The following is a 19,259-nucleotide window of genomic DNA, read 5'->3' as shown; positions in this document are numbered from 1 at the left end:
ACTACGGTTTTAACCTGTGCCCGCATCCGCCACAATTCATCTTGCCGAGGTGATCGCGCTATCTTTGGAGGGCCGGGGAAATCCTGTGATTGCGCGCAGGCTATCGGATGAATTGACCGCGATGCCATCGGGGCATCCAACCCACCAAAGAGACATATCTCGCCTTGCGGTTGCGATCGCGACACGCAAGGGGGCATGACATTGTCAGGTCAAACCATGCAATGGAGGTTGACGTGTATCATCCCATTCCGGAAACGTCTGGCTTCATGCGGCAGATCCATCGGATTGCCTGCGCAGCAACACATTTCGGGGCTGATAAAACCCAGCAAAAGCCGCGCGCGACCGAGTTTCCAAACCCCCGGTCAGACGGACTTTATTCGCTCAACATCGGCCCGGATGAGGCAATTGTGCTGATCGGCCCCCAGCTTGACCGCGCCCGCGACTGGATCGAGGCGCAGCAGGTGGCGGTTCTGACGGTTCCCAGTCTTTCGCGGATCAGATCGCCGGTTCTTACGGGGCGCAAGATTTCCCATCTTGTTGTTGATATTGATTATTTCGGCGGTGTCTGGGAAATCTTTGACGAACTGCGCCGCATCCGCAACACCCTGCCCGAGGTGGCGGTGGTGCTGGTGTCACATGACTTTTCGCAAGATGATTTCCGCTGTGACCGGCTGGCAATCTATGATGCCGCGCTGCGGGCGCCCTATAGCCTTGCCTCGATGGAATTTGGCCTGACCGAGGCCGGGAATGTCAATAACCCGATCTGGCAGCGGCGACTGCGCGAATTGCAGGAAAATGAAAGAAACATGATTGCGCAGGGCAACGCCTTGGATACGCCTACTATCCAACGATAACACGTCATGCGCTTTCGTGCAAAATGCACGTGTTTTCTTGTGTCAGCGGAATGGCTCATATAATACTTCACAAATCGCAAAAGGGATCTGAAATACCCGGCGGATATCACGGCAAATCCTTGCTGAAAAACTTGCCATGCAACATTTAATTGCCGCGCCAAAATCTGTTGGCGAGATGGATGGATAAATGATCGACAAATTCAGCGCCCCGGCAAGCCTTGCGATCTTTCTGGTTCTGGCGGCCTGTGCCGATGGATCGGTGCGGGTGCCGGTTTCGCCCTCGGCGCAGGCCAGCGCTTTGCCGGGCGTCAATGTCGTGGCGCTGACCCCTGCCAATATCGCCAGTTTTGCCGCACAGCCCGTCGGCAGCAAACGTACCGCGCTGCAGCCGGGCGGCAAGTGGATCTACCGGGTCGGCCCGGGTGACGTGATCCGTATTGCTGTCTTTGATCACCCAGAACTTTCGACCGGCACCGCAGACCGGCAGGGCGCGGCGGCCTCGACGGTGATGGTGCAGGATGACGGCACTTTCTTTTACCCGTTTGTCGGCAAGGTGATGGCAGCCGGGATGACGGCGGAACAGATCCGCACGGCGCTAACCGAACAGTTGGCGACCTATATCCCCGATCCGCAGATCGAAGTCAGCGTTGCCGAATTCAACGCGCACAGCATCGTCATCACCGGCGAGGTGGCCACGCCGCGGTCGGTTGCGCTCTCGACCAGGCCGCTGCAACTGCTTGAGGCGATCAATGCCGCGGGCGGTCTGACGCCGCTGGCCGATACCGATCACGTCACGGTGCAGCGCGGGGGCGAGGTTTACGATGTCGACCTGCACGCCTTTCTGGCTGAAGGGCTGAGCGCCAACAATCCGGTGCTGACCGCGGGCGATATCGTGACGGTGCGCCGACAGGTCGCGCTTGAGGCCTATGTCATGGGTAGCGTGCGCCAACCCTCTGTGGTGAATCTTGCGCTTGATCCGATCACGCTGACACAGGCACTTGCCCGGCAAGGCGGGCTGGATGAACTGCGCGCTGATGCCCGCGGGGTTTTTGTCTTTCGCCAGACGGCTGCGGGCACCACGGTGTTTCAACTGGACGTGTCTGCGCCCGAGGGCTGGCTGACCGGCAACCGGTTCCTGTTGCTGTCGGGCGATGTGATCTATGTCACCCGCTCGCCGCTGAGCAAATGGAACGACACGATCAGGCGGCTGTTGCCGACGCTTTCGGCCGGACAAAGCGCCGACGCCACTGGGCGATGACACCATGACAGCGCCCTTGCCCGACTTTCGCTCGGTTCTGGTCGTCTGCACCGGCAATGTCTGCCGTTCGCCTTTGGCCGAGGCGGTTCTGCAGGCCCGGGTTCCGGGTTGCACGATCCGCTCGGCCGGGCTGGCTGCAGAGCCGGGGCAACCGGCTCTGGACCTGTGGCAAGACCGTGCCGCCCGCGCGGGGCTTGACCTTTCTGCGGCAAGGGCCCGGCGGCTGACATCGCAGATGGCGCTTGCCGCAGATCTGCTGCTGTGCATGGAAGCGGCGCAGGCCGATCTGATCGTGACCCGGACTCGGGCGCTGGCAGGGCGCGTGTTTCTGCTGACCCACTGGTGCGGCAGCGCCGATATCGAAGACCCGATCCTTGGGTCGGCAGACCACCATGACAGGATTTTCACCCAAGTCTGGCAGGCCTCGCTGACCTGGGCCAGGGCAATGACGGAGCAGGTGAGATGGTAGTGCAGACGCATGACTGGAAATCGGCCGCCACCGGCGCGCAGAATGATGGCGTTGACCTGCGCGATGTACTCTTGCGGCTGTGGCAGGCGCGGCGCATGGTCGGTTTGGCCGGTGTGGCGGGGATGTTTACCGGAATGCTGGTCTATCTCGGCAGCGCGCCGGTCTATCAGGCCGATGCCCTCCTGCAGCTTGAATCGCGCAGCGCTGCCCTGTCTCTGCCCAGTGCCCTGACTGCGCAGCTGGACGATGATCCCCATACCGTGACCGAAATCGAAATCCTGCGGTCGCGGATGGTGCTGGGCGAAGCGGTTGCGCGCCTGAATCTGGATTGGCATGTGGCGCCGCAGCGGGCCCCGCTGATCGGCACATATCTGGCGCTGCATGATGTGCCGCTGCCCAACGCCAGGTTTCTGCGCGCCTATGCCCGCAAGGGCGAAATCATCGAACTGGACGGGCTACAGGTGCCAGACGGCTGGATCGGTGCGCGGCTGGAACTGACGGCCGGAACGGGGGGCCGCTATGCGCTGCGCCTGCCGGACGGCCGCATGTTGCAGGGCGAGGTAGGCCAGACCTTGACCGATGCGCAGAGCGGGCTGGTGCTGCGCGTGGGCAAGCTGGCCGCCCCCGAAGGACGTCGGTTCGATCTGGTGCAGCGCAGCCGGACGGCGGCCATCGCCGATCTGCGCAGCCGCCTTGGCGTGACCGAAACCACCCGCCAGTCTTTCATGCTGCGGCTGACCTATGCCGACGCATCGCCCGCAGAGGCCGAACAGACGCTGGATGCCGTGGCGCAGGCCTATCTGCGCCAGAACATCAACCGCAGCTCGGCCGAGGCCGCTAGCAGCCTTGCCTTCATCGAAAGCAATCTTCTGACCGCCGAGGCCGCTGTATCGGCGGCGGAAACTGCGCTCAACGATTTCCGCCGGTCCAATCAGGCCATCGACCTCGATTTCGAAGCGCAGGACATGCTGTCGCAGACCGCCGCGCTTAAATCGCAGCTTGAAACGCTGAACCGCGAAGAAACCGCAATGCGGCAGCGCTACACCCCCAGCCACCCGGCCTATCGGCAGCTGCTGGCCGACAAGAGCCACGTTGAATCGCAGCTTGTCAATTTGCAAGACCAGATCTCGCGCCTGCCCGGCACACAGCGCGAGCTGGTCAAACTGACCGGCGCGCTGGATGTCGCACAAGAAAACTATATGCAGCTCAGCATCCGCGCGCAGGAGTTGCGGGTGATGCAGGCCAGCAAGATCGGCAATGTGCGCATTGTCGATCTTGCCCGCGCCACCGGCGCGCCGGTTTCGCCGCGGCTGTCGCGCATCCTGCCCTTCTGGACCGTGACGGCGATGATTGCCGCTGCCGCCATCGTGCTATTGCGCAACTGGCTGCGCGTGGGGATCACCCGCACCGCCGATCTTGAATCGCTGGGTCTGGGCGTCTTTGCCGTGGTGCAATACATGCGCGGGATAGGCGACCGCCGCAACCGGCGCCTGCGGGAGATTTTTGCGCTGAATGCCCCGCGTGATGCCGCGATCGAATCCTTTCGGTCGATGCGCACCTCGCTGCATTTCAGCATGACGGGCGCGCGCAACAATGCGGTGCTGGTGACCGGCGCCACCCCCGAGGTCGGCAAGTCCTTCTGTGCGGAAAACCTGGCCGTGGTTTCTGCCATGGCCGGGCAGCGCGTCTGTCTGGTTGATGGCGACATGCGGCGCGGCACCGCCCATCTGCGCTTTGGCGTCAAGCGCAGCCACCCGGGCCTGTCAAGCTATCTGGAAGGCACCGCCGATCTGGACAGCATTCTTGTCAAGGGACCGTTGGAGGGGCTGTGGCTGATCCCTACCGGGCCCTTACCCCACAACCCCTCTGAACTGTTGATGAATCCGCGGCTGTCGGCGCTTGTGGCCGAGCTTAACCGCCGCTTTGACCTGACGGTGATCGACAGCCCTCCCGCGCTGAACGTGACTGATCCGGTGCTGATCGGCAAAGAGATGGGCGCCACCCTGCTGATCGCGCGCCACAATCGAACTACCCCGTCAGAGCTGACGGCGGTGCGCGGGTTGATGGCTGCCGCCGGGGTGCAGATCACCGGCGCGGTTCTGAACTGCTACGACCCGCGCAGTTCCACCGAAGCCTACGGCGCGGCCTATTCCCGCTATTACGCCTAAGCCCGCGCCAAGACCAGATGACGCGATTCAGCCACGGAGACAGCCCATGACCCTGACCCTGCCCGCTGCGGCACTTTGCGCGCTTGGCCTGTTGGCCGCGCCAGCCGCCCTTGCCCAGACTGGCCCGCGGCAAAGCGGCGCCGGGCAAACCGGTGCGGGCCAGGCCATTTCCGCCGATGACCTGACCGAAGCGATGGCCAGCCTGGGCTTTGCCACGCAGGAGCCCAACTTTCTCTCGGTGCAGGGAGTGGGCGGCGCCCGCACGGCGCCGGGGGGAACCGTGTTCTTTTCGATCAGTGGATCGGACAGGCGGCCTTCGGGGTTGCGCGAACTGGATGGTTCGCTGTCGTTCGGGGCGGGCTTTGGCGATCAGGAAACCGGGATTGGCGGCGATGTCGCCATTGAAATCACCTCGACCGAGACAGCAGATTTCGCCGATTCCGGCTATGTCTCGGCCAAGATCGGCGGTCGGGTGCTGCGCGATCTGGGGCAGAACTATCTGGCCTTCGGCGCCGAGGGGCTGGCGCCCTGGGGCGATGCCGAGGGCCGCGCCGTCAACCTGACACTGACGGGCACGCATGTCACCCGGCTCGGACCGTTTGCCGATGGCCGGTTCTATCCGCTGATGATCTCGGTCGGATATGGTGATCACCAGGACGAAGGCACCGACCCGGGCGCCTTTGTCGGCATCGGGCTGGGGCTGACCCGGCATCTCAGCGTCAGTGTGGCCGATGATGCGGGCGTGCTGAAAGCAGGCTTTGGCCTGCGCTTTGACCGCTTTGCCAACACGGTGTTCATGCTGACGGCCCATGACCTTGCCCGGTCGCAGGGTGAAAGCCGCATCTCTTTTGCCGTGGGCATTTCAACCGACAAGCTGTTCGGAAAGGACAGGCCATGAAAACCCTTGCACTGATCGGTGCCACCCTGATCCTGACCGGATCGGCGGCTTTTGCCGGCACCACGACGATTGAGCCGGGCGTTCAGCCGGTATCGTCGCAGGCGGTGCCGCTGGTATCGGGTCGCGCGGTCAGCACGGTGGGCAATCTGCTGCCCCCTGCCACTCGCACCAGCGAGGTGCGCAAGCTGATCGATTCGCGGCCCGGATCGCCCGAGGCTACCGGCGCTGCCGTAATTCTGGGCGAAACCCTGGCTGCCGATCTGACCAGCCTGCCGCGGCTTTCGGGTAGCCAGGCGATGCAGATCCGGCTGATGCTGTCCCAGATCATTGATGCCGGGCTGAGAACCGACCCCGATTGCTGTGCGGCGATGATGGCGCTCAGAAACCGGCTGGCCGCGGCCGGTCAATGATGAGGCAGGCCCTGACGGAGGGGCTGGCGCGGCGGTCCGGCGTGGCGGTGGCTCTGCTGCTGGGGGCCGAGGCCGCGGTGCTGTTTGCGCTGGGGCGGGGGCTTCATGCCGGGCTTGAAACGCGCAGCTGGCTGGGTCCGGTGCTGCTGTGGCTGCATGAAGCCACGCTGGTTCTGGCTGGCGTTGCGGCGCTGGCGGTACTGTCGGGGCTCTGGCAGCCGGCGACGCGCCACATCATGCTGACCGCGCGGCGCAGCGCGGTGGCCTGTGGCCTGCATCTGGCGGCTTTTGTGACCACAGCAGGGGGGTATGCGGCGCTGGCCACGGGCGGGCGCGGCGCAGCCCTTGATCCCGTGGCGGTGGGGGGGGCACTGGTCTGGCTGGCCGGGGCCACCGCGCTTCTGATCCCGCCCACGGCCAGAACCCGGGGTCTGCGGCTGCTGCTGGGCGGCGGGGCGGCGCTGGCTGCGGCCTGGGGTCTGGTGGCGCAGCTGGCGCAACTGCCGCTGATGCACCTGCAGGCCATCATCGAAGATCTGACGCTGCGGCTGACGCTGCGTTTTCTGGATCTGCTGCATGTCGCCCCGATCGAGATCCTGCGCGATGCGGCCGCCAAGCCGGTGTTGCTGTCACAGGGTTTTGTCATTTCCATCGCAGCCTCTTGTGCGGGTTACGAAGGCGTTGCGGGCGCCGCGACGCTGATCCTGCTTTATGCGATGGCCGAACGGCAGAGGCTGCACAACGGGCGGGCGGCGCTGCTGGCCCTGGCGGCCTGCGGGGCGGTGTTCCTGATCAATGCGCTGCGCATCGCACTGCTGTTTGCGATTGGCGCCGGTGGCTGGGCCGATCTGGCACTAAACGGGTTTCATTCGCATTTCGGCGCGGTGGGTCTGTTGCTGGTGATGGCCGGTGCGGTGGCGGCGCTGCAACTGCCGGCGTTCCAGCGCAGTGCCGCGCCGCGCGCGATGGCCGCGGCCGCCGGTGACCGCCCGGCTGATACGCTGACTGACGCGCTGCCCACGATCATGCCGCTGGCCGGGATGACCATGGCCGGGCTGCTGCTGGGGCTGCTGGCCGGGCCGGTGAACTGGCTTTACCCCCTGCCGGTGATGGTGGGCGCAGCGATGGTCTGGCGGGGCTGGCCATCGCTGCGGCCGAGGTTCGCGACGCCCGCCCTGCCCCGCGCCGCGGCCACCGGCGCGGCAGTCTATGTGATGTGGATCTCTCTTGTGCCGCCCGACCTCGACGGCAGCGCCCTGATCGGGCAGGCACTGGGCGCTGCCCCGGCGGCCGTGGCGCTGGTCTGGCTGGGCCTGCGCACGGTCGGGGCGGCAATCGCCATTCCGCTGCTGGAAGAAATGGCGTTTCGCGGCGGGATTCAGCCCGCGCTTGCCGCCTGGCTGGCGCGGCAGAATGCGGGCCGACTTGGCCCCTGGATTGCCGCCGCCCTGGCGGCGCTTGGTTTTGGGCTGCTGCATCAGGATGCCGTGGCCGGCACACTGGCCGGGCTGGCCTATGGCGCACTGACGCTGAAGGGCCGGGGCCTGTCTGATGCCGTTGTGGCCCATGCCACCACCAACGCACTTCTTGCTGCCCATGTGCTGGTCACAGGGCAATACTCTTACTGGTGATCCGACATGATCAAACTGTTGACTGCTCTGATTTGTCGCTGCGGGGTGGGCCCCGGCCTGCTGTATGCCACGGGAATAATGGCCTGGCTGCTGGCCGCACCGGTCCTGGCGCAGGGCGCGCCAGACATCATCGCCCGGGTCGATGGCCAGATCGTGACGACAGGCGATGTGGAAAACTACATGCGGCTTTTGACGCCCGAACCCGGGGAATCGGCTGACTCGCTGCGCCAGCGGGCGCGCGATCTGTTGCTGGCCGGGCTTGTGGTGCGGCGTCGGCTGATCAGCGGCTCTGACGGGCCGGAAGACAGCCTTTTGCTAAAGCTGAAAGAGGCGCAGCGCCGGGTGATGCTAGATCACTATGTGGCACAGAATTCGACCCGCTACACCCCGACCGAAGGCGATATTCAAGAGTTTGCCCGCCAGAATCCGCAGATGTTCGAAGGCCGCGCAAGCTATCGCTATGTCGAGGTGATCTTGCATGAGATGACAGAGCCGCACAAGCAGGCGCTGCGCAGCGATCTGGCGGGCCTGCCGCAGGGGCCGCTGACCATGGCGCAGGTGACCGATCTGCTGGCCCGGCTGCGCGCGGCCCGGCTATCGTTCAGCGCCCTGTCGGTGACGCGCAGCACCGAACAACTGCCCCGCTCGTTTTCAGCGGCTCTGGATCGGCTGTGGTCAGGGCATCAGCGGTTCACCCTGATGCCGACCGCGGTGGACCAACGGCTGATCCTGCTGATCGACCGCACACCCGATCCGGTGCGGGTTGAAGACATGCGCGATCAGATCGCAGACGGATTGATCCGCCAGAATGCGGCCGACCAGCGTGACCGGATCATTCGCGATCTGGCCCACGAAGCGTTGCAGGGGTCATCGGTCGGCATTCCGGCGCCGACGGCAGATCGCGCGACCGCCAGCCCGCAGGCGGCATCCGCGCCGCGGCCAAACCTGCGCATCGCGCTGATGGCCGCGCTGGCCGGCGCCGCCTGCGGGCTGGCGGCAAGCTGGCTACAGGCCGCGGGCAGCTGGTTTGACCCCGACGACGAAGAGGATTCGCTGCTGCAAAACCCTGCTGCGCGGCTGGTGGCCGCGCTGCCCATGATGGCGGTGCCGCTGGTCTGTCTGGCGTTTCTGCTGACCTATAACCCGCCTTCGGCAGACTGGCGGCAATCCATGATCCTGATGGCGGCAGCGGGGGGGGCCGGGCTGTCGGTAGGGCCGCTGCTGCACAGGGTGGCGCCGCGGTCCATCATCATGCTTGCGCCCCTCGCGGTTGCGCTGATCGTGGTGATCCAGATCGGCGCCGTTCTGCTGTGGCCATGACCTGAGCAGGCTAGGCCCCCGGCGCCGCCCGGGGCAGCAACAAAAAAACCGCGCTGCGATGGGCGCAGCGCGGTCCAGTCAGGGCAAACGGAACAGATCAGATCGCTGTGGGGTTGGGCAGGACGGCAAGCCGACCCGAAGTCTGTCCGCGCCGCCGCCACATCCAGCCGAGGCCGGCCAGAAACACAAACGCCACTGAGGCAAAGCCGCCGCGATCCATTTCGGGCACCGCCGAAACATCCCAGTTGGCGGTGAGTTCCGTGGTCTGGAACCCGGAAACCCCGGTTTTCTTGAAAGACAGCGTATCGCTGTAGGGCTCGCCGCTACCGGCGCCGAAGGTATAAACATAATAACCGGCCTCACCGACCTCGGTATAGAACCGGAAGGACAGCGAAGACAGCTCGCCCGACACCGTGTCATAGGAACCCGAAAAGAACGTCAGGTCATCGCTGGTCAGGGCCCAGCTTCCCAGCGGCGCGGTGAAGGTGCCGGTGAATTCAGACAGGACCCCGTCAGTGCCCGAAAACGTGCCGATGACCGAATGCACCCCGGAGCCCAGATTGGTGATGTAGGGATCTTGGGCATCGGTGTAGATGCTGAAGTTGAAGTAGTCTGTCGTCTGTGCCGCGGCCGCCAGAGGTGCGACAGTGAATGCGACCATCGTTGCCAATGCTTTGAGCATATATCACCTTTGTAGGATGCTGCCATAAGTCTGTGCAAGATTACCCTGTTGCAAGGCCCGGCCCCAAGAACGCTTCGGGCATTGCGCAGTATCTAAAGTGTTCGCCGTGCTGTCCGGTTCGGCGCCCATTCCCCGGCCGGCACCCGCGCAGCAAGATCAGCGACCCCGATTCCCCTTCTGGCCGTGCCCGCCATGCCGGGCCTTTTGCAATGTATCGACACGGCAGGGCTCTGTCGGGCAAACTGGCGGATGGGCGGCCTGTGCCGTTATCCTGGCAGACCGATCTTATGCCTTCCGTTACGGGTTTGGCGGTGTTTGCGATCCAGCCTGTCGCCGTGCAGCGGATAGCCCCGCACAACACCGCAGAGGCGCTGCGCGGTCGGCGATACCGACCGCGTCGAGGATTTGGCGCCCGATGGCACCAGATCGGCAAAGTAGCGGCCGATAACCCGGAGCGACGGGGGCAGAGGATCGGCGCCGCGCACCCAGCACCGGCGCGAAATGGCTCCAGTCCCGGGAATAGGCCTTCAGAGTGTTCTCGGAGGCCGCAGCCTTGGCATATAGTCGCGCGCGGCTTCTACCAGGCGGTCGAGCGTGCTCGGTGTCCGTGATTGCAGCGCTTTACGATGCCTCCAAGAGCACGATGAACATTCCGGCCTACAGAAGCTGCGTTAATGCGCGCGCGGATGGCCAAGCATAGCTGTCCCTCAATCATCGCACGATCTCGCCCGCCATCACGGCCCGCCCATGAACGACGAGCGTCGCGGTGAACCTTGGACAGCCGAACTTCTGGATGACATCCAGAACGCGAGCCTCGTAAGCCGCTTGTCCGATGAGACGGCACAGGTCTAACAGGGCGCTGAAATAGTCCCGCCTCGACAGAGATATGAGAACATGATTCACCGTCGGCACGATAACGGCGGGGGTTATGATGCGCGGGACGGACGAGACGAGCGGGTCGCTGTTCAGCTATGTCGATCTGGAGGCGCGCATCCCCGCGCGGCATCCGTTGCGCAAGATCCGGCAGGTGGTGAATGATGCTCTGGCCAGTCTCGATGCCGGGTTCGAGGCGCTTTATGTCGACTTCGGCCGCCCCTCGATTGCGCCGGAGCGGCTGATCCGGGCGAGCCTGATCCAGATCCTGTTCTCGATCCGCTCCGAGCGGCAGTTGATGGAACAGATGCAGTATAACCTCTTGTTCCGCTGGTTCGTCGGTCTCGGGATCGACGATGCGGTCTGGGTGCCGACCGTGTTCAGCAAGAACCGCGACCGGCTGCTGACAACCGACATGTCGCGCAAGGTGATGGCAGCGATCCTGGCCCATCGCGAGGTGGCGCCGCTCTTGTCGGACGACCACTTCTCGGTCGATGGCACGTTGGTGAAGGCCTGGGCCTCCATGAAGAGCTTCCAGCCGAAGGCGACCGACACGCCGTCTGACGACGATCCGGGCGGCCCGTCCGGTCAAGACAGCCCTGCCGAAGACCACCCCGAACCGACACCGTCCGAGACCGACCCGATGTCCCGTCCCACCCGCCAGAACCGCAATGCGGAAGTCGATTTCCGGGGCGAGAAGCGGTCCAATGCCACCCATGCCTCAACCACCGACCCGGATGCCCGGCTCTACAAGATGTCCGTCGTCAGAACATTTGGCGCAACTTGTGGCGTAGATTAGCGGAGAGCGGGCCTCGTCTGTGGGATGATGTTATGCGGCGAGCTTGCGGTGCTGCAAGCGCCGATATTCGAGGGTCTGTCGTTTGATCCTTTCACGCTGTTTGAGGATGGTCGGCGCCCTGCCGAAGTAGGCGTCGGCGGGCGTCACGTTGTTCAGGCTCTCGTGGTAGCGCTGGTTGTTGTAGTGCTCGACGAAGGCCTCGATCTGGGCCTCAAGGTCGCCGGGCAGGAAGTGGTTTTCGAGCAAGATGCGGTGCTTCAGGGTCTGGTGCCATCGCTCGATCTTGCCCTGGGTCTGGGGATGACACGGGGCGCCGCGGACATGGCTCATCTTCCGCGCCTCGATGTATTCCGCCAGTTCGCCAGCGATGTAGCTGGGGCCGTTGTCGCTAAGCAGCCGGGGCTTGTGCTGCACGGTGGCGCTGTCGCAGCCGGAAGCCGCCAAGGCGAGGTCCAGAGTGTCAGTCACGTCCTCGGCCCGCATGTTGGTGCACAGCTTCCAGGCGATGATGTAGCGCGAGAAGTCGTCGAGGACGGTTGAGAGATACATCCAACCCCACCCGATGATCTTGAAGTAGGTGAAGTCGGTCTGCCACATCTCGTTCGGGCGGGTGGTCTTCGTGTGGAACTGGTCGGCCGCCTTGATCACGACATAGGCCGGACTGGTGATCAGGTCGTGGGCCTTGAGCAGCCGGTAAACCGTGGCTTCCGACACGAAGTAGCGCTGCTCGTCGGTGAAGCGCACGGCCAGTTCTCGGGGGCTCAACTCGGACTGTTCCAGCGCCAGCTCGATGAGTTGGTCGTGGATGCACGCCGGGATGCGATTCCACACCCGGCTCGGTGCCGATGGCCGATCTTCCAACGCCTCCGGCCCGCCTTCAAGGTAACGCTCATACCAGCGATAGAACGTCCGGCGGGGGATGCCGAGCTGGTCCAGTGTGCGCTTGGCGGGCAGGTGCGACTGCTCGACGATCCTTATGATCTCGAGCTTCTCGGATGCGGGATACCTCATTCGTCGCCGCCCCCATCCGCGATCATGCTTTTTTTAAGCAAGCGGTTTTCCAGCGTCAGATCGGCCACGCATTCCTTCAGCGCACGGGCTTCACGACGCAGGTCCTGCACCTCGCCGGTGGTCGCGGCACGGGCAGTGTCGCCCGCCAGGCGGCGCTTGCCCGCTTCCATGAATTCCTTCGACCAGGTGTAGTACAGGCTTTGGGCGATTCCTTCCTTGCGGCACAGCTCGGCGATGCTGTCGTCACCGCGCAAGCCTTCCAGCACGATCCGGATCTTGTCCTCGGCCGAGAAATGGCGACGCGTATGCCGACGGATGTCTTTGACCACTCGCTCTGCAGGGGGCTTGGTCGGCGATTTTGAATTAGAGGATTTGGGCTTCATCTTCGTTCCTTCGTCACTACGACGAAGCCCAAATCCTCCTTAAATCACAACCTCAAATCTGTGCCATAGGCGCTGACGGGGGACAGTTTCACCTATTGAAAACACGTGCTCTAGCTCTGGGCCAAAGTTCCTCGTGTTTACAGCCGTCAGCAGAGCCAATCAATTTGTCTTATTGGGAACCGGTCGTTCACTTGAAGACGGCCAAGGGCGGCTCCGTCCGCATCAGCGACATTCGCCCCGGATTTTGCTGCACAATGCCACGACCGACCGCTTCGAGGAAGCTACGCCGCGGCGACGACGCATGCTCAACCGGCGGCTTTGGGCCGGTCACGTATGCTGTGCAATGATACTTCGCGTCGTCAGAACCGCCGCAGCCAGTTGGGTTCTGTCAGAGGGGCGAAGACCCAGCCCGGCCAGATCGAAGGAGAGCTGATCTGACTCAGCGGCACCCGCAGCGGTCCGTGCAGCCCTCCCTCGCGCCCGCCCTGACGGTGCTGGCTTGGGATCGAGCTGTTTTTGCGAGGGAGATTGAGCCGCTTTGGGCAGCGCATTCGCCTCGGCCCCCTGTGCCCCCGCAGCCGCCCGCACCTCCTGCAGTTCCTGCTTCAACCTCTCCACCGTTTCCCGGGTCTCAGACATCTGCCGATCCCGCCGCAGCCCGTCCTCGTCCGGATACGGGAAACTCCCCGCCTGACCGGCATGCAGCGCCTTTAGCGCCGGATCCTCGAAATACTTGATCCGCCGCGCCCGGATCGGCATCTGCGCGTCGATCACGAGGATCACCTCGTCGAGGTCCATGCGGCGGGCCTGGTCCTCGGTCAGGAGCGGGGTGTCCTCTGTCCGCTCGGAAACGCTGCGCCCCTCAAACGGATTGCGTCCAACAGCGCGAGAGCGGGTCACCACGCGCTTGGTCGTCTTGCCAACGGCCTGGCTCAGCTCCTCAATGGTCTTCTGCTCGGACGGGGTGAGGTAGAGTTTCACACCTGCGCCGCCCTGAAGCGACCTGCGGGTGTTCTCACCATAGATTTCGTCCAACGCCGGAATGGTCTGGGTGACAATGGCTAGGTTCCCGCCGAAAGAGCGCAGCGTCTTGATGCTCTCGGCGACGATCGGCATTTTGCCGAGCCGGTCGAACTCGTCGAGCATGATCATGACGGGCCAAGGCTCGTCGTCTCCGGGTTCCTGAGCCTGCAGCGAGGCGATCAGGTCCGAGAAGAAGAGGCGGATCAGCGGAGCCAGCGGGCGGATCATCTCTGACTCGACCACGAGATAGATCGCATGCGGGCGGCGGCGGATATCCCGGAATGAGAAGTCAGAGGTCGCGGTGGCCGCGTCAATCGCGCGGTTGTCCCAAGTGTCGAGACCCGATGTCATGAGAAGCGAGAGGTAGGAAGTGAGGGTGTCGTTGTTGGTCGATGCCATACGCTCGAAGATCAGCTTGGCCGACTTGTTCTTCACCTCCTGCGAGCGTTTCAGATATTCCTTCTGCTTGTCGCCGCCTGAGGCGGTGATGCGGTAAATCTCGCCGATGGTCGGCACGCCGCGCTCGAAGGCCAGAAGGCCGGCCGCCACGAAGAGGTCGATACCCCCGGCCAAAAGCCCGCTCAGCTTTTCATTGTCGGTCTGCAGGAAGAGCTTCGCGGTGAGTTTAAGCTCCATCTGCTGCCTGTCGGGGTTGGTCATGGCCGCGATGCGCGCCAGCGGATTATAGCGATGTGTCGGTCGGTCCCAGTCGGTCGGCGCGAAGCGGAAAACCTTGTCCCCCATGCTGGCGCGGAAGCGCGAGGTCTCACGGAAGTTCTCGCCTTTCACGTCGAGCACCACGGCCGAGCCCTTGAAGGTCAGAAGGTTCGGGATCACGAACCCCACGCCCTTGCCCCGGCCTGTAGGCGCCACGATCAGCGCGTGGGGGAAGGTTTTTGAGACAAGGAACGGGCGCCTGGATTTCGGGGAGCCGAGCTTGCCCAGAAGGAAGCCGCCGCCCGGCTTGGCAAAGAAACCGTTCCTCTTCATCTCGCTGCGAGTCTGCCAATGCGTCGTCCCGAAGCGGGTCAATGCATCCCCCAGAAGCGTGACGCTCAGCATCAGCGATGCCAGGCCGAAGCCGCCAAGGATGAGGTTCACCCAGAGGAAGTCTTTCGGTGCAGACTGAGACAGACCCCGATATTCGCGGGCAAGCAGGGTGACGTCGAAACGCGAGGGAGAAAGCCCATAGCGGAACATGACAAAGCCGGTCGCCACGACATAGCCCATGGCGAGACCGACCAGCACGAGGCTCAACACTCCTAAGGCAATCTTGCCTTTATCCATGGGTGATCCCCTTCTCACCATGTGCCGCGGCGTGGCGCGCGCGCTGCGCCTCGATCTGCTCTTCGGCCAGAGCATCGAGAACGCGCTCCATGGCTAGGCCATGCGCGGTGACCTCGCTGCTTTGAAGATAGGTCTTGGCGAGTTCCAGCTGGCGCAGCGGATCCTCGGTGAATTTGTCCAGGACGTCCGCGTTACCGGCCCGCAGCGCGTCGATTGCGTCGGAGCTTAGTCGCTCGTTTATCTGCCGGACGATGTCCTGCTGCTCTGCCTCGGAGAGCGGGCCCTCGACGTCGGCGTTTCGCACAAAGGCCATGACGGTTGGCGCTGTCTCTTCCAGATACCGGCGCTCGGCGTAGTCTTGTCGCGCGTGGTCCTCGATCTCGAAACTGCGCTCGCTGATATAGGCACGCGACGCGCCAAGCGAACGAAGGTGATTGATTTCGTCCTGGACGGCTTGACCGAATTCGTCATCCGGCATCTCCGTGCGATAGCGGGCGAGGATGCGGAGCTCTTCCGTGATCGGACCGAGATGATCCGAAGGATCCCGCAAGGCGAGGTCCATGTCGCCAGCATGCAGCGTGCGGTCCTGCTCCGATACCGCATATTGCGGCGGCATTCGACTGTCAGTCATCTGTTCCCAAGCCATCGAGGCCAATTCGGCATGCTGCGGGGATCTCTGCGCGTAGGCGTCGAACGCGGCGCGGGCCTCTTCAACCTCCACGGCGCCCGCCCGCCGCACCGAGGGGTCGTCGGAGAACGGGTGATCGAAATCCGTCCGGCGGAACTGCGCCACCAGCGCCCTGAACGCCTGCCGCTCCGATGGGGCAAAAATGTCGGACCCGTCTTGCGCGAGATCACTCCCAGGTGTCGTCAACCGCTCACCAAGCGCTGCCTTGGCGTCATGCACCTCGTCGACCTCGGTTGGCGCGCGCAGGACGCGTACATCGGTCAGAACATCGCCCAACCGAACATGCACGGCTTCCAGCCGGTCGAGCGCGTCTTCCCGGTCCGCAGATTTCTCCAGATCGAGGTCGCTTGCTTTGGCAATCGCTTGTAGGTCCTGTGCCAGCCACTGGCGTTCCAATGCGGCATTGCCTGCCCCTTCCCGCAGGCGCGCGGCCACAGCCTCGGCATCGATGCCTGTGCCTTGCAACGCCTCGGCCAGCTTTGGTGCCACCTCTCTATCGTCAAGACGCGCGAGGTGATCTTCACTTAAGTTCGGCCTTGCATAGATGCCGTCCCGGGACGGGGCATCGATCAGGGCGGCGGAGCGATCCCCGAGCGGGTTCAAATGCGCGACCGAGGCCAGAACGTCGGTCAGCTTGCGCTCGATCACCGGCCTCTCGGCCGCCGGCGCTCTGTCGATCGCCGCCTCGATCTGGCGAATGTTCTGAGAAAACTCGGTGATCAGCGTGTCGAACGCTGCTTCGTCTTGGGACATGTAGATGGCTCCGTCAGATTGAATCTGACCGCCACTGGCAAGGATGGTGCTGGCCCTCTCGAGCGCCTCGGACACGTCTTCGAAATTCGAACGGGAGGCCTCCGCCGCGAGCCCGCGATAGATCAAAGCGTTGTGCCGGACGGTTTCCAGTGCGGCCGCCAAGTCAGCACCGGTTCTCTGGCGCTCGACTGGGGGACGACCTTCGTCGCGGGCCTTGTAGATTTCATCGATCTCGGCGCGGTAGGTCGTGACGCCGCGATCCAGACGACGCGTCGCCTCAAGGCGGATCCCATGAACCCGGGCCGCCTCGACCATCGCCTCGCGAAAGGCGTCGTAGTTGAAGTGATGATCCTTCCCGAGAAAGAACATTTCGCCATCCTTGCTGCGGCGGTTCAGAACGATATGCGCATGTGGATGCGCGCGATCTTGGTGTATTGCAGCAATATAGTCGAATTGCGACCCCTCACCTTGAAAGAACTTCTCGCAGACCGCCTGGGTGATATCGCGCACCTCTTCACCCCTGGTCCCAACCGGGAATGCCATCAGGAGATGCGACGTATGGCCAAGCTTGGGGCTGTAGCGCTCGTTCCACTGGTTCTCGAACCGCCGCGCCACTCGGTTGATCTCGGCTTCCGAGAGCTGCTTCTTCCCGTCATGGGTGCCGCGACTGTCGAGGATATGGGTCGACTTCGTCGTGAGATATGTGAGCTGAGCCCGTAGCTGCGCCCCGGTGTGGCAGCCCCCTTTCGAGATAGCCTTGAAGATCGCTGGCGAATAGCCGCGCGCGGCCCGAACCATCTGCGCGCCCTTAGAAAGCCCCTGCCAGGATCCCGAAACTCGGCTCCAGCCGCGGTCAAATAGCGCCGGGTCGATGCCACGGACCCGGTCACTCCGCTCCATTTTCATCCCTCTCGGCGAGGTCCACCAGGGCAGAGCTGATCTCAATGTCCAGCACGCTGCGCCGCGCACGCGACATCTCCTGAACCTGGTCGGCCAGATCGAAGACCAGACCCGCAAGGGCGCGGACGTCACGGTGGCTTGAGGCCGGGTAGGACAGTCTCTCGCCCCGCAGCTTGGCCTCGTTCAGACGTCGCGCGATCTGGTTCACATTGTTGCCAACCCGGTTGAGCGCGGCGCCGAGATTGCGCAACTCGTCACACATCTCGTCGTCGGGCAGGAAGACACCTTCGGCCGCCAGCATCAGGCGGCGCATGGCATCCGAGCGGTGCGCAATCCCGCGCCGCGACAGCGCCGCGTCGAACCGGCGCAGGTCGTCGTCCGAGACCCGGATCCCCACAACCCGCGATCGGCTGCCGTTCGCTGTCTGACGCTCATCCCGGTGGTTCACCACGTTGTAGATCGTCTTCAGGCTGACATCGTAGCGCGCGGCCAATGACGCCGCGGAGACGCCGTTCCGGCGCTCCTGGGCGATGGTCGATCGTTCGATCTCTGACAGTCTGCGACGGCGGGGCATTTTGAAGTTAACGTTCCTATTTCTTGCCAACTTCGTACAAGCCCGCCGACTCCCAACGCAAGTGAAGTCGGCCATAAGGGCTTGTACTCAATGTAGAAAATCGCCCTGTAGGGGCGATTTCCCGTCCTTAGTCAAATGGATCGCGCTTCGCGCTCATTGCACCACGCGATGCGGTCCCCGCATCGCGCATCGCGTCTTTTGCACCCCGTCTCTTGCACCCCGCAAGACGGGTTTTGCTGCGTGCTGACCGTCTCGCGTCACCCGCAGAACGACATACGCGAGACTGCCTCCCGTCGTCTGGAGCGCGCTATCCGTCACCTGCATTCCGTCCGCAGTACATCGCCGAGTGCATCCCGACATTTGGAGGGTGTGCGGTGCCCCGCGACGAATGCTGAAGGCGCCACGGCAGACGTCGCACGGTCATCGCACAACGCCGCCCGCTGCATGCCAAACGCGGGTCGCATCCCGACTTCTGCTTGACCCCTCCGCCTCATGCGTTTAGCGACATTTTGGTATTATCGTTGCGATTCACTATTTTTGCGGAGGATCAGAATGCCGAACGAAAATCTTGTGGTGGTCGCAGCGATGGCCCGGAAAGGGGGCAGTGGAAAAACGACGCTTTCGCGCGCCTTGATCAGCGCCGCGATCGCCGCCGGACGCAGAGTGATGTTGATCGACACGGACAGCACGAGGGTACTCGGGGCCTGGCATGCTCGGGCGGAAGCCGGTGGGCTGAGTTCGCCGCTTCTCTGCTCGGCCACCGTCGAAAGCGTGGCGGGTGTCGAGGATCAGATCGATCAGGTCTACATGGCAGGCACGGCAGACTTCATCTTCATCGATACCGCAGGGGTCGGTGCCGAATGGTCAGACGGCATCGCGGTGCTTGCGGACCACATCGTGACGCCCGTCATGCTGTCGACGTCTGATTTCGATGTCGGAGCGCAGACAGCTGATTGGTTTGAGAAACTGAAATCCCGCGTTGACGACCCCTCCAGCCTTCCGCGCCACCACGTCGTCCTCAACATGGTTGACCCGAAAACGACCCGTGCTGACGCGGCCCTGATTGAAGAAGCGCTCACCCGTTTTCCGGTGATTGAGACCGTCATGATGCGGCGGAACACCTACAAGGAGATGGACCAGAAGGGGCTTCTCCACGCCTTGGCGCTGGAAAAGCAATCTGATCCAAACCCTCTGATGCGTCCACATGTACGTCATGTCGTCGAGGCGCTCGAGGAGGCGACGGACATCCTCAACAATATTCTTGCTGCGTGAGGACAG

Annotated in this window: 14 protein-coding genes and 1 pseudogene; 10 read left to right on the top strand and 5 right to left on the bottom strand. The window is 63.5% G+C overall.

Features of this window, described 5'->3' with window-relative positions; translation table 11 throughout:
- Nucleotides 1-233 precede the first annotated feature (233 nt).
- The 8 genes from LPB142_RS16205 to LPB142_RS16170 all read left to right on the top strand — a co-directional run bounded on the left by LPB142_RS16205 (nucleotide 234) and on the right by LPB142_RS16170 (nucleotide 9,008).
- Nucleotides 234-854: a hypothetical protein gene (locus tag LPB142_RS16205; protein ID WP_198037848.1), complete on the top strand. Its 621-nt coding sequence runs from the start codon at nucleotides 234-236 to the stop codon at nucleotides 852-854.
- Between the two features lie 187 nt (nucleotides 855-1,041).
- Complete coding sequence (locus tag LPB142_RS16200) at nucleotides 1,042-2,112, top strand: polysaccharide biosynthesis/export family protein (protein ID WP_071167005.1); 1,071 nt, start codon at nucleotides 1,042-1,044, stop codon at nucleotides 2,110-2,112.
- Nucleotides 2,113-2,116: 4 nt separating this feature from the next.
- Nucleotides 2,117-2,581 carry an arsenate reductase/protein-tyrosine-phosphatase family protein gene (locus tag LPB142_RS16195; RefSeq protein ID WP_071167004.1) on the top strand — a complete coding sequence of 155 codons (465 nt, stop codon included), beginning with the start codon at nucleotides 2,117-2,119 and terminating at the stop codon, nucleotides 2,579-2,581.
- Nucleotides 2,575-4,749: a polysaccharide biosynthesis tyrosine autokinase gene (locus LPB142_RS16190; RefSeq protein WP_071167003.1), complete on the top strand. Its 2,175-nt coding sequence runs from the start codon at nucleotides 2,575-2,577 to the stop codon at nucleotides 4,747-4,749. The genes LPB142_RS16195 and LPB142_RS16190 overlap by 7 nt, the downstream gene beginning before the upstream one ends.
- A 46-nt stretch (nucleotides 4,750-4,795) precedes the next feature.
- Nucleotides 4,796-5,647 (top strand): hypothetical protein, encoded by an 852-nt coding sequence (locus LPB142_RS16185; protein WP_071167002.1) that lies wholly within the window; start codon nucleotides 4,796-4,798, stop codon nucleotides 5,645-5,647.
- Complete coding sequence (locus tag LPB142_RS16180) at nucleotides 5,644-6,057, top strand: hypothetical protein (protein ID WP_071167001.1); 414 nt, start codon at nucleotides 5,644-5,646, stop codon at nucleotides 6,055-6,057. The genes LPB142_RS16185 and LPB142_RS16180 overlap by 4 nt, the downstream gene beginning before the upstream one ends.
- On the top strand, nucleotides 6,057-7,688 hold the full coding sequence (locus LPB142_RS16175; RefSeq protein ID WP_198037847.1) for a CAAX prenyl protease-related protein: 1,632 nt from the start codon (nucleotides 6,057-6,059) through the stop codon (nucleotides 7,686-7,688). Before LPB142_RS16180 ends, LPB142_RS16175 begins: the two co-directional genes overlap by 1 nt.
- Before the next feature lie 6 nt (nucleotides 7,689-7,694).
- Complete coding sequence (locus LPB142_RS16170; protein ID WP_156894406.1) at nucleotides 7,695-9,008, top strand: hypothetical protein; 1,314 nt, start codon at nucleotides 7,695-7,697, stop codon at nucleotides 9,006-9,008.
- Between the two features lie 97 nt (nucleotides 9,009-9,105).
- On the opposite strand, the gene LPB142_RS16165 is transcribed toward LPB142_RS16170, so the two are convergent.
- Nucleotides 9,106-9,690 (bottom strand): hypothetical protein, encoded by a 585-nt coding sequence (locus tag LPB142_RS16165; protein WP_156894405.1) that lies wholly within the window; start codon nucleotides 9,688-9,690, stop codon nucleotides 9,106-9,108.
- Between the two features lie 931 nt (nucleotides 9,691-10,621).
- Here LPB142_RS16165 and LPB142_RS16155 point away from each other — a divergent pair.
- A pseudogene (locus LPB142_RS16155) lies at nucleotides 10,622-11,317 on the top strand (transposase); the annotation flags it as partial.
- Between the two features lie 75 nt (nucleotides 11,318-11,392).
- On the opposite strand, the gene LPB142_RS16150 reads toward LPB142_RS16155, so the two are convergent.
- From LPB142_RS16150 to mobC, 4 genes are all read right to left on the bottom strand, one after another.
- Nucleotides 11,393-12,756 (bottom strand): IS3 family transposase gene (locus LPB142_RS16150; RefSeq protein ID WP_156894403.1). Its coding sequence is split into 2 segments (ribosomal slippage): nucleotides 11,393-12,408 and nucleotides 12,408-12,756, totalling 1,365 coding nucleotides; the frame shifts between segments, so codons are not numbered across the junction.
- A gap of 327 nt (nucleotides 12,757-13,083) precedes the next feature.
- Nucleotides 13,084-15,066: a type IV secretory system conjugative DNA transfer family protein gene (locus tag LPB142_RS16140; RefSeq protein ID WP_071166994.1), complete on the bottom strand. Its 1,983-nt coding sequence runs from the start codon at nucleotides 15,064-15,066 to the stop codon at nucleotides 13,084-13,086.
- Nucleotides 15,059-17,407, bottom strand: coding sequence for a relaxase/mobilization nuclease domain-containing protein (locus LPB142_RS16135; RefSeq protein ID WP_071166993.1), 2,349 nt, complete (start codon nucleotides 17,405-17,407; stop codon nucleotides 15,059-15,061). Before LPB142_RS16135 ends, LPB142_RS16140 begins: the two co-directional genes overlap by 8 nt.
- A complete protein-coding gene (mobC, locus tag LPB142_RS16130; RefSeq protein WP_071166992.1) occupies nucleotides 17,394-17,981 on the bottom strand; it encodes a plasmid mobilization relaxosome protein MobC in 588 nt (195 codons plus the stop codon). The genes LPB142_RS16135 and mobC overlap by 14 nt, the downstream gene beginning before the upstream one ends.
- 552 nt (nucleotides 17,982-18,533) lie before the next feature.
- Here mobC and LPB142_RS16125 point away from each other — a divergent pair.
- Nucleotides 18,534-19,253 (top strand): nucleotide-binding protein, encoded by a 720-nt coding sequence (locus LPB142_RS16125; RefSeq protein ID WP_008336065.1) that lies wholly within the window; start codon nucleotides 18,534-18,536, stop codon nucleotides 19,251-19,253.
- Nucleotides 19,254-19,259: the final 6 nt, after the last annotated feature.

The sequence above is a fragment of the Rhodobacter xanthinilyticus genome, assembly GCF_001856665.1.
In the GTDB taxonomy this organism is placed as follows: domain Bacteria; phylum Pseudomonadota; class Alphaproteobacteria; order Rhodobacterales; family Rhodobacteraceae; genus Rhodobacter; species Rhodobacter xanthinilyticus.
The sequence above is the reverse complement of the archived record's forward strand: the minus strand, read 5'-3'. Positions and strand labels throughout refer to the sequence as shown.

Coding starts and splice junctions, on each gene's coding strand:
- mobC (WP_071166992.1), bottom strand. CDS start 17,981: ATGCCCCGCCGTCGCAGACTGTCAGAGATCGAACGATCGACCATCGCC.
- LPB142_RS16170 (WP_156894406.1), top strand. CDS start 7,695: ATGATCAAACTGTTGACTGCTCTGATTTGTCGCTGCGGGGTGGGCCCC.
- LPB142_RS16180 (WP_071167001.1), top strand. CDS start 5,644: ATGAAAACCCTTGCACTGATCGGTGCCACCCTGATCCTGACCGGATCG.
- LPB142_RS16190 (WP_071167003.1), top strand. CDS start 2,575: ATGGTAGTGCAGACGCATGACTGGAAATCGGCCGCCACCGGCGCGCAG.
- LPB142_RS16195 (WP_071167004.1), top strand. CDS start 2,117: ATGACAGCGCCCTTGCCCGACTTTCGCTCGGTTCTGGTCGTCTGCACC.
- LPB142_RS16200 (WP_071167005.1), top strand. CDS start 1,042: ATGATCGACAAATTCAGCGCCCCGGCAAGCCTTGCGATCTTTCTGGTT.
- LPB142_RS16135 (WP_071166993.1), bottom strand. CDS start 17,407: ATGGAGCGGAGTGACCGGGTCCGTGGCATCGACCCGGCGCTATTTGAC.
- LPB142_RS16125 (WP_008336065.1), top strand. CDS start 18,534: ATGCCGAACGAAAATCTTGTGGTGGTCGCAGCGATGGCCCGGAAAGGG.
- LPB142_RS16140 (WP_071166994.1), bottom strand. CDS start 15,066: ATGGATAAAGGCAAGATTGCCTTAGGAGTGTTGAGCCTCGTGCTGGTC.
- LPB142_RS16175 (WP_198037847.1), top strand. CDS start 6,057: ATGAGGCAGGCCCTGACGGAGGGGCTGGCGCGGCGGTCCGGCGTGGCG.
- LPB142_RS16185 (WP_071167002.1), top strand. CDS start 4,796: ATGACCCTGACCCTGCCCGCTGCGGCACTTTGCGCGCTTGGCCTGTTG.
- LPB142_RS16165 (WP_156894405.1), bottom strand. CDS start 9,690: ATGCTCAAAGCATTGGCAACGATGGTCGCATTCACTGTCGCACCTCTG.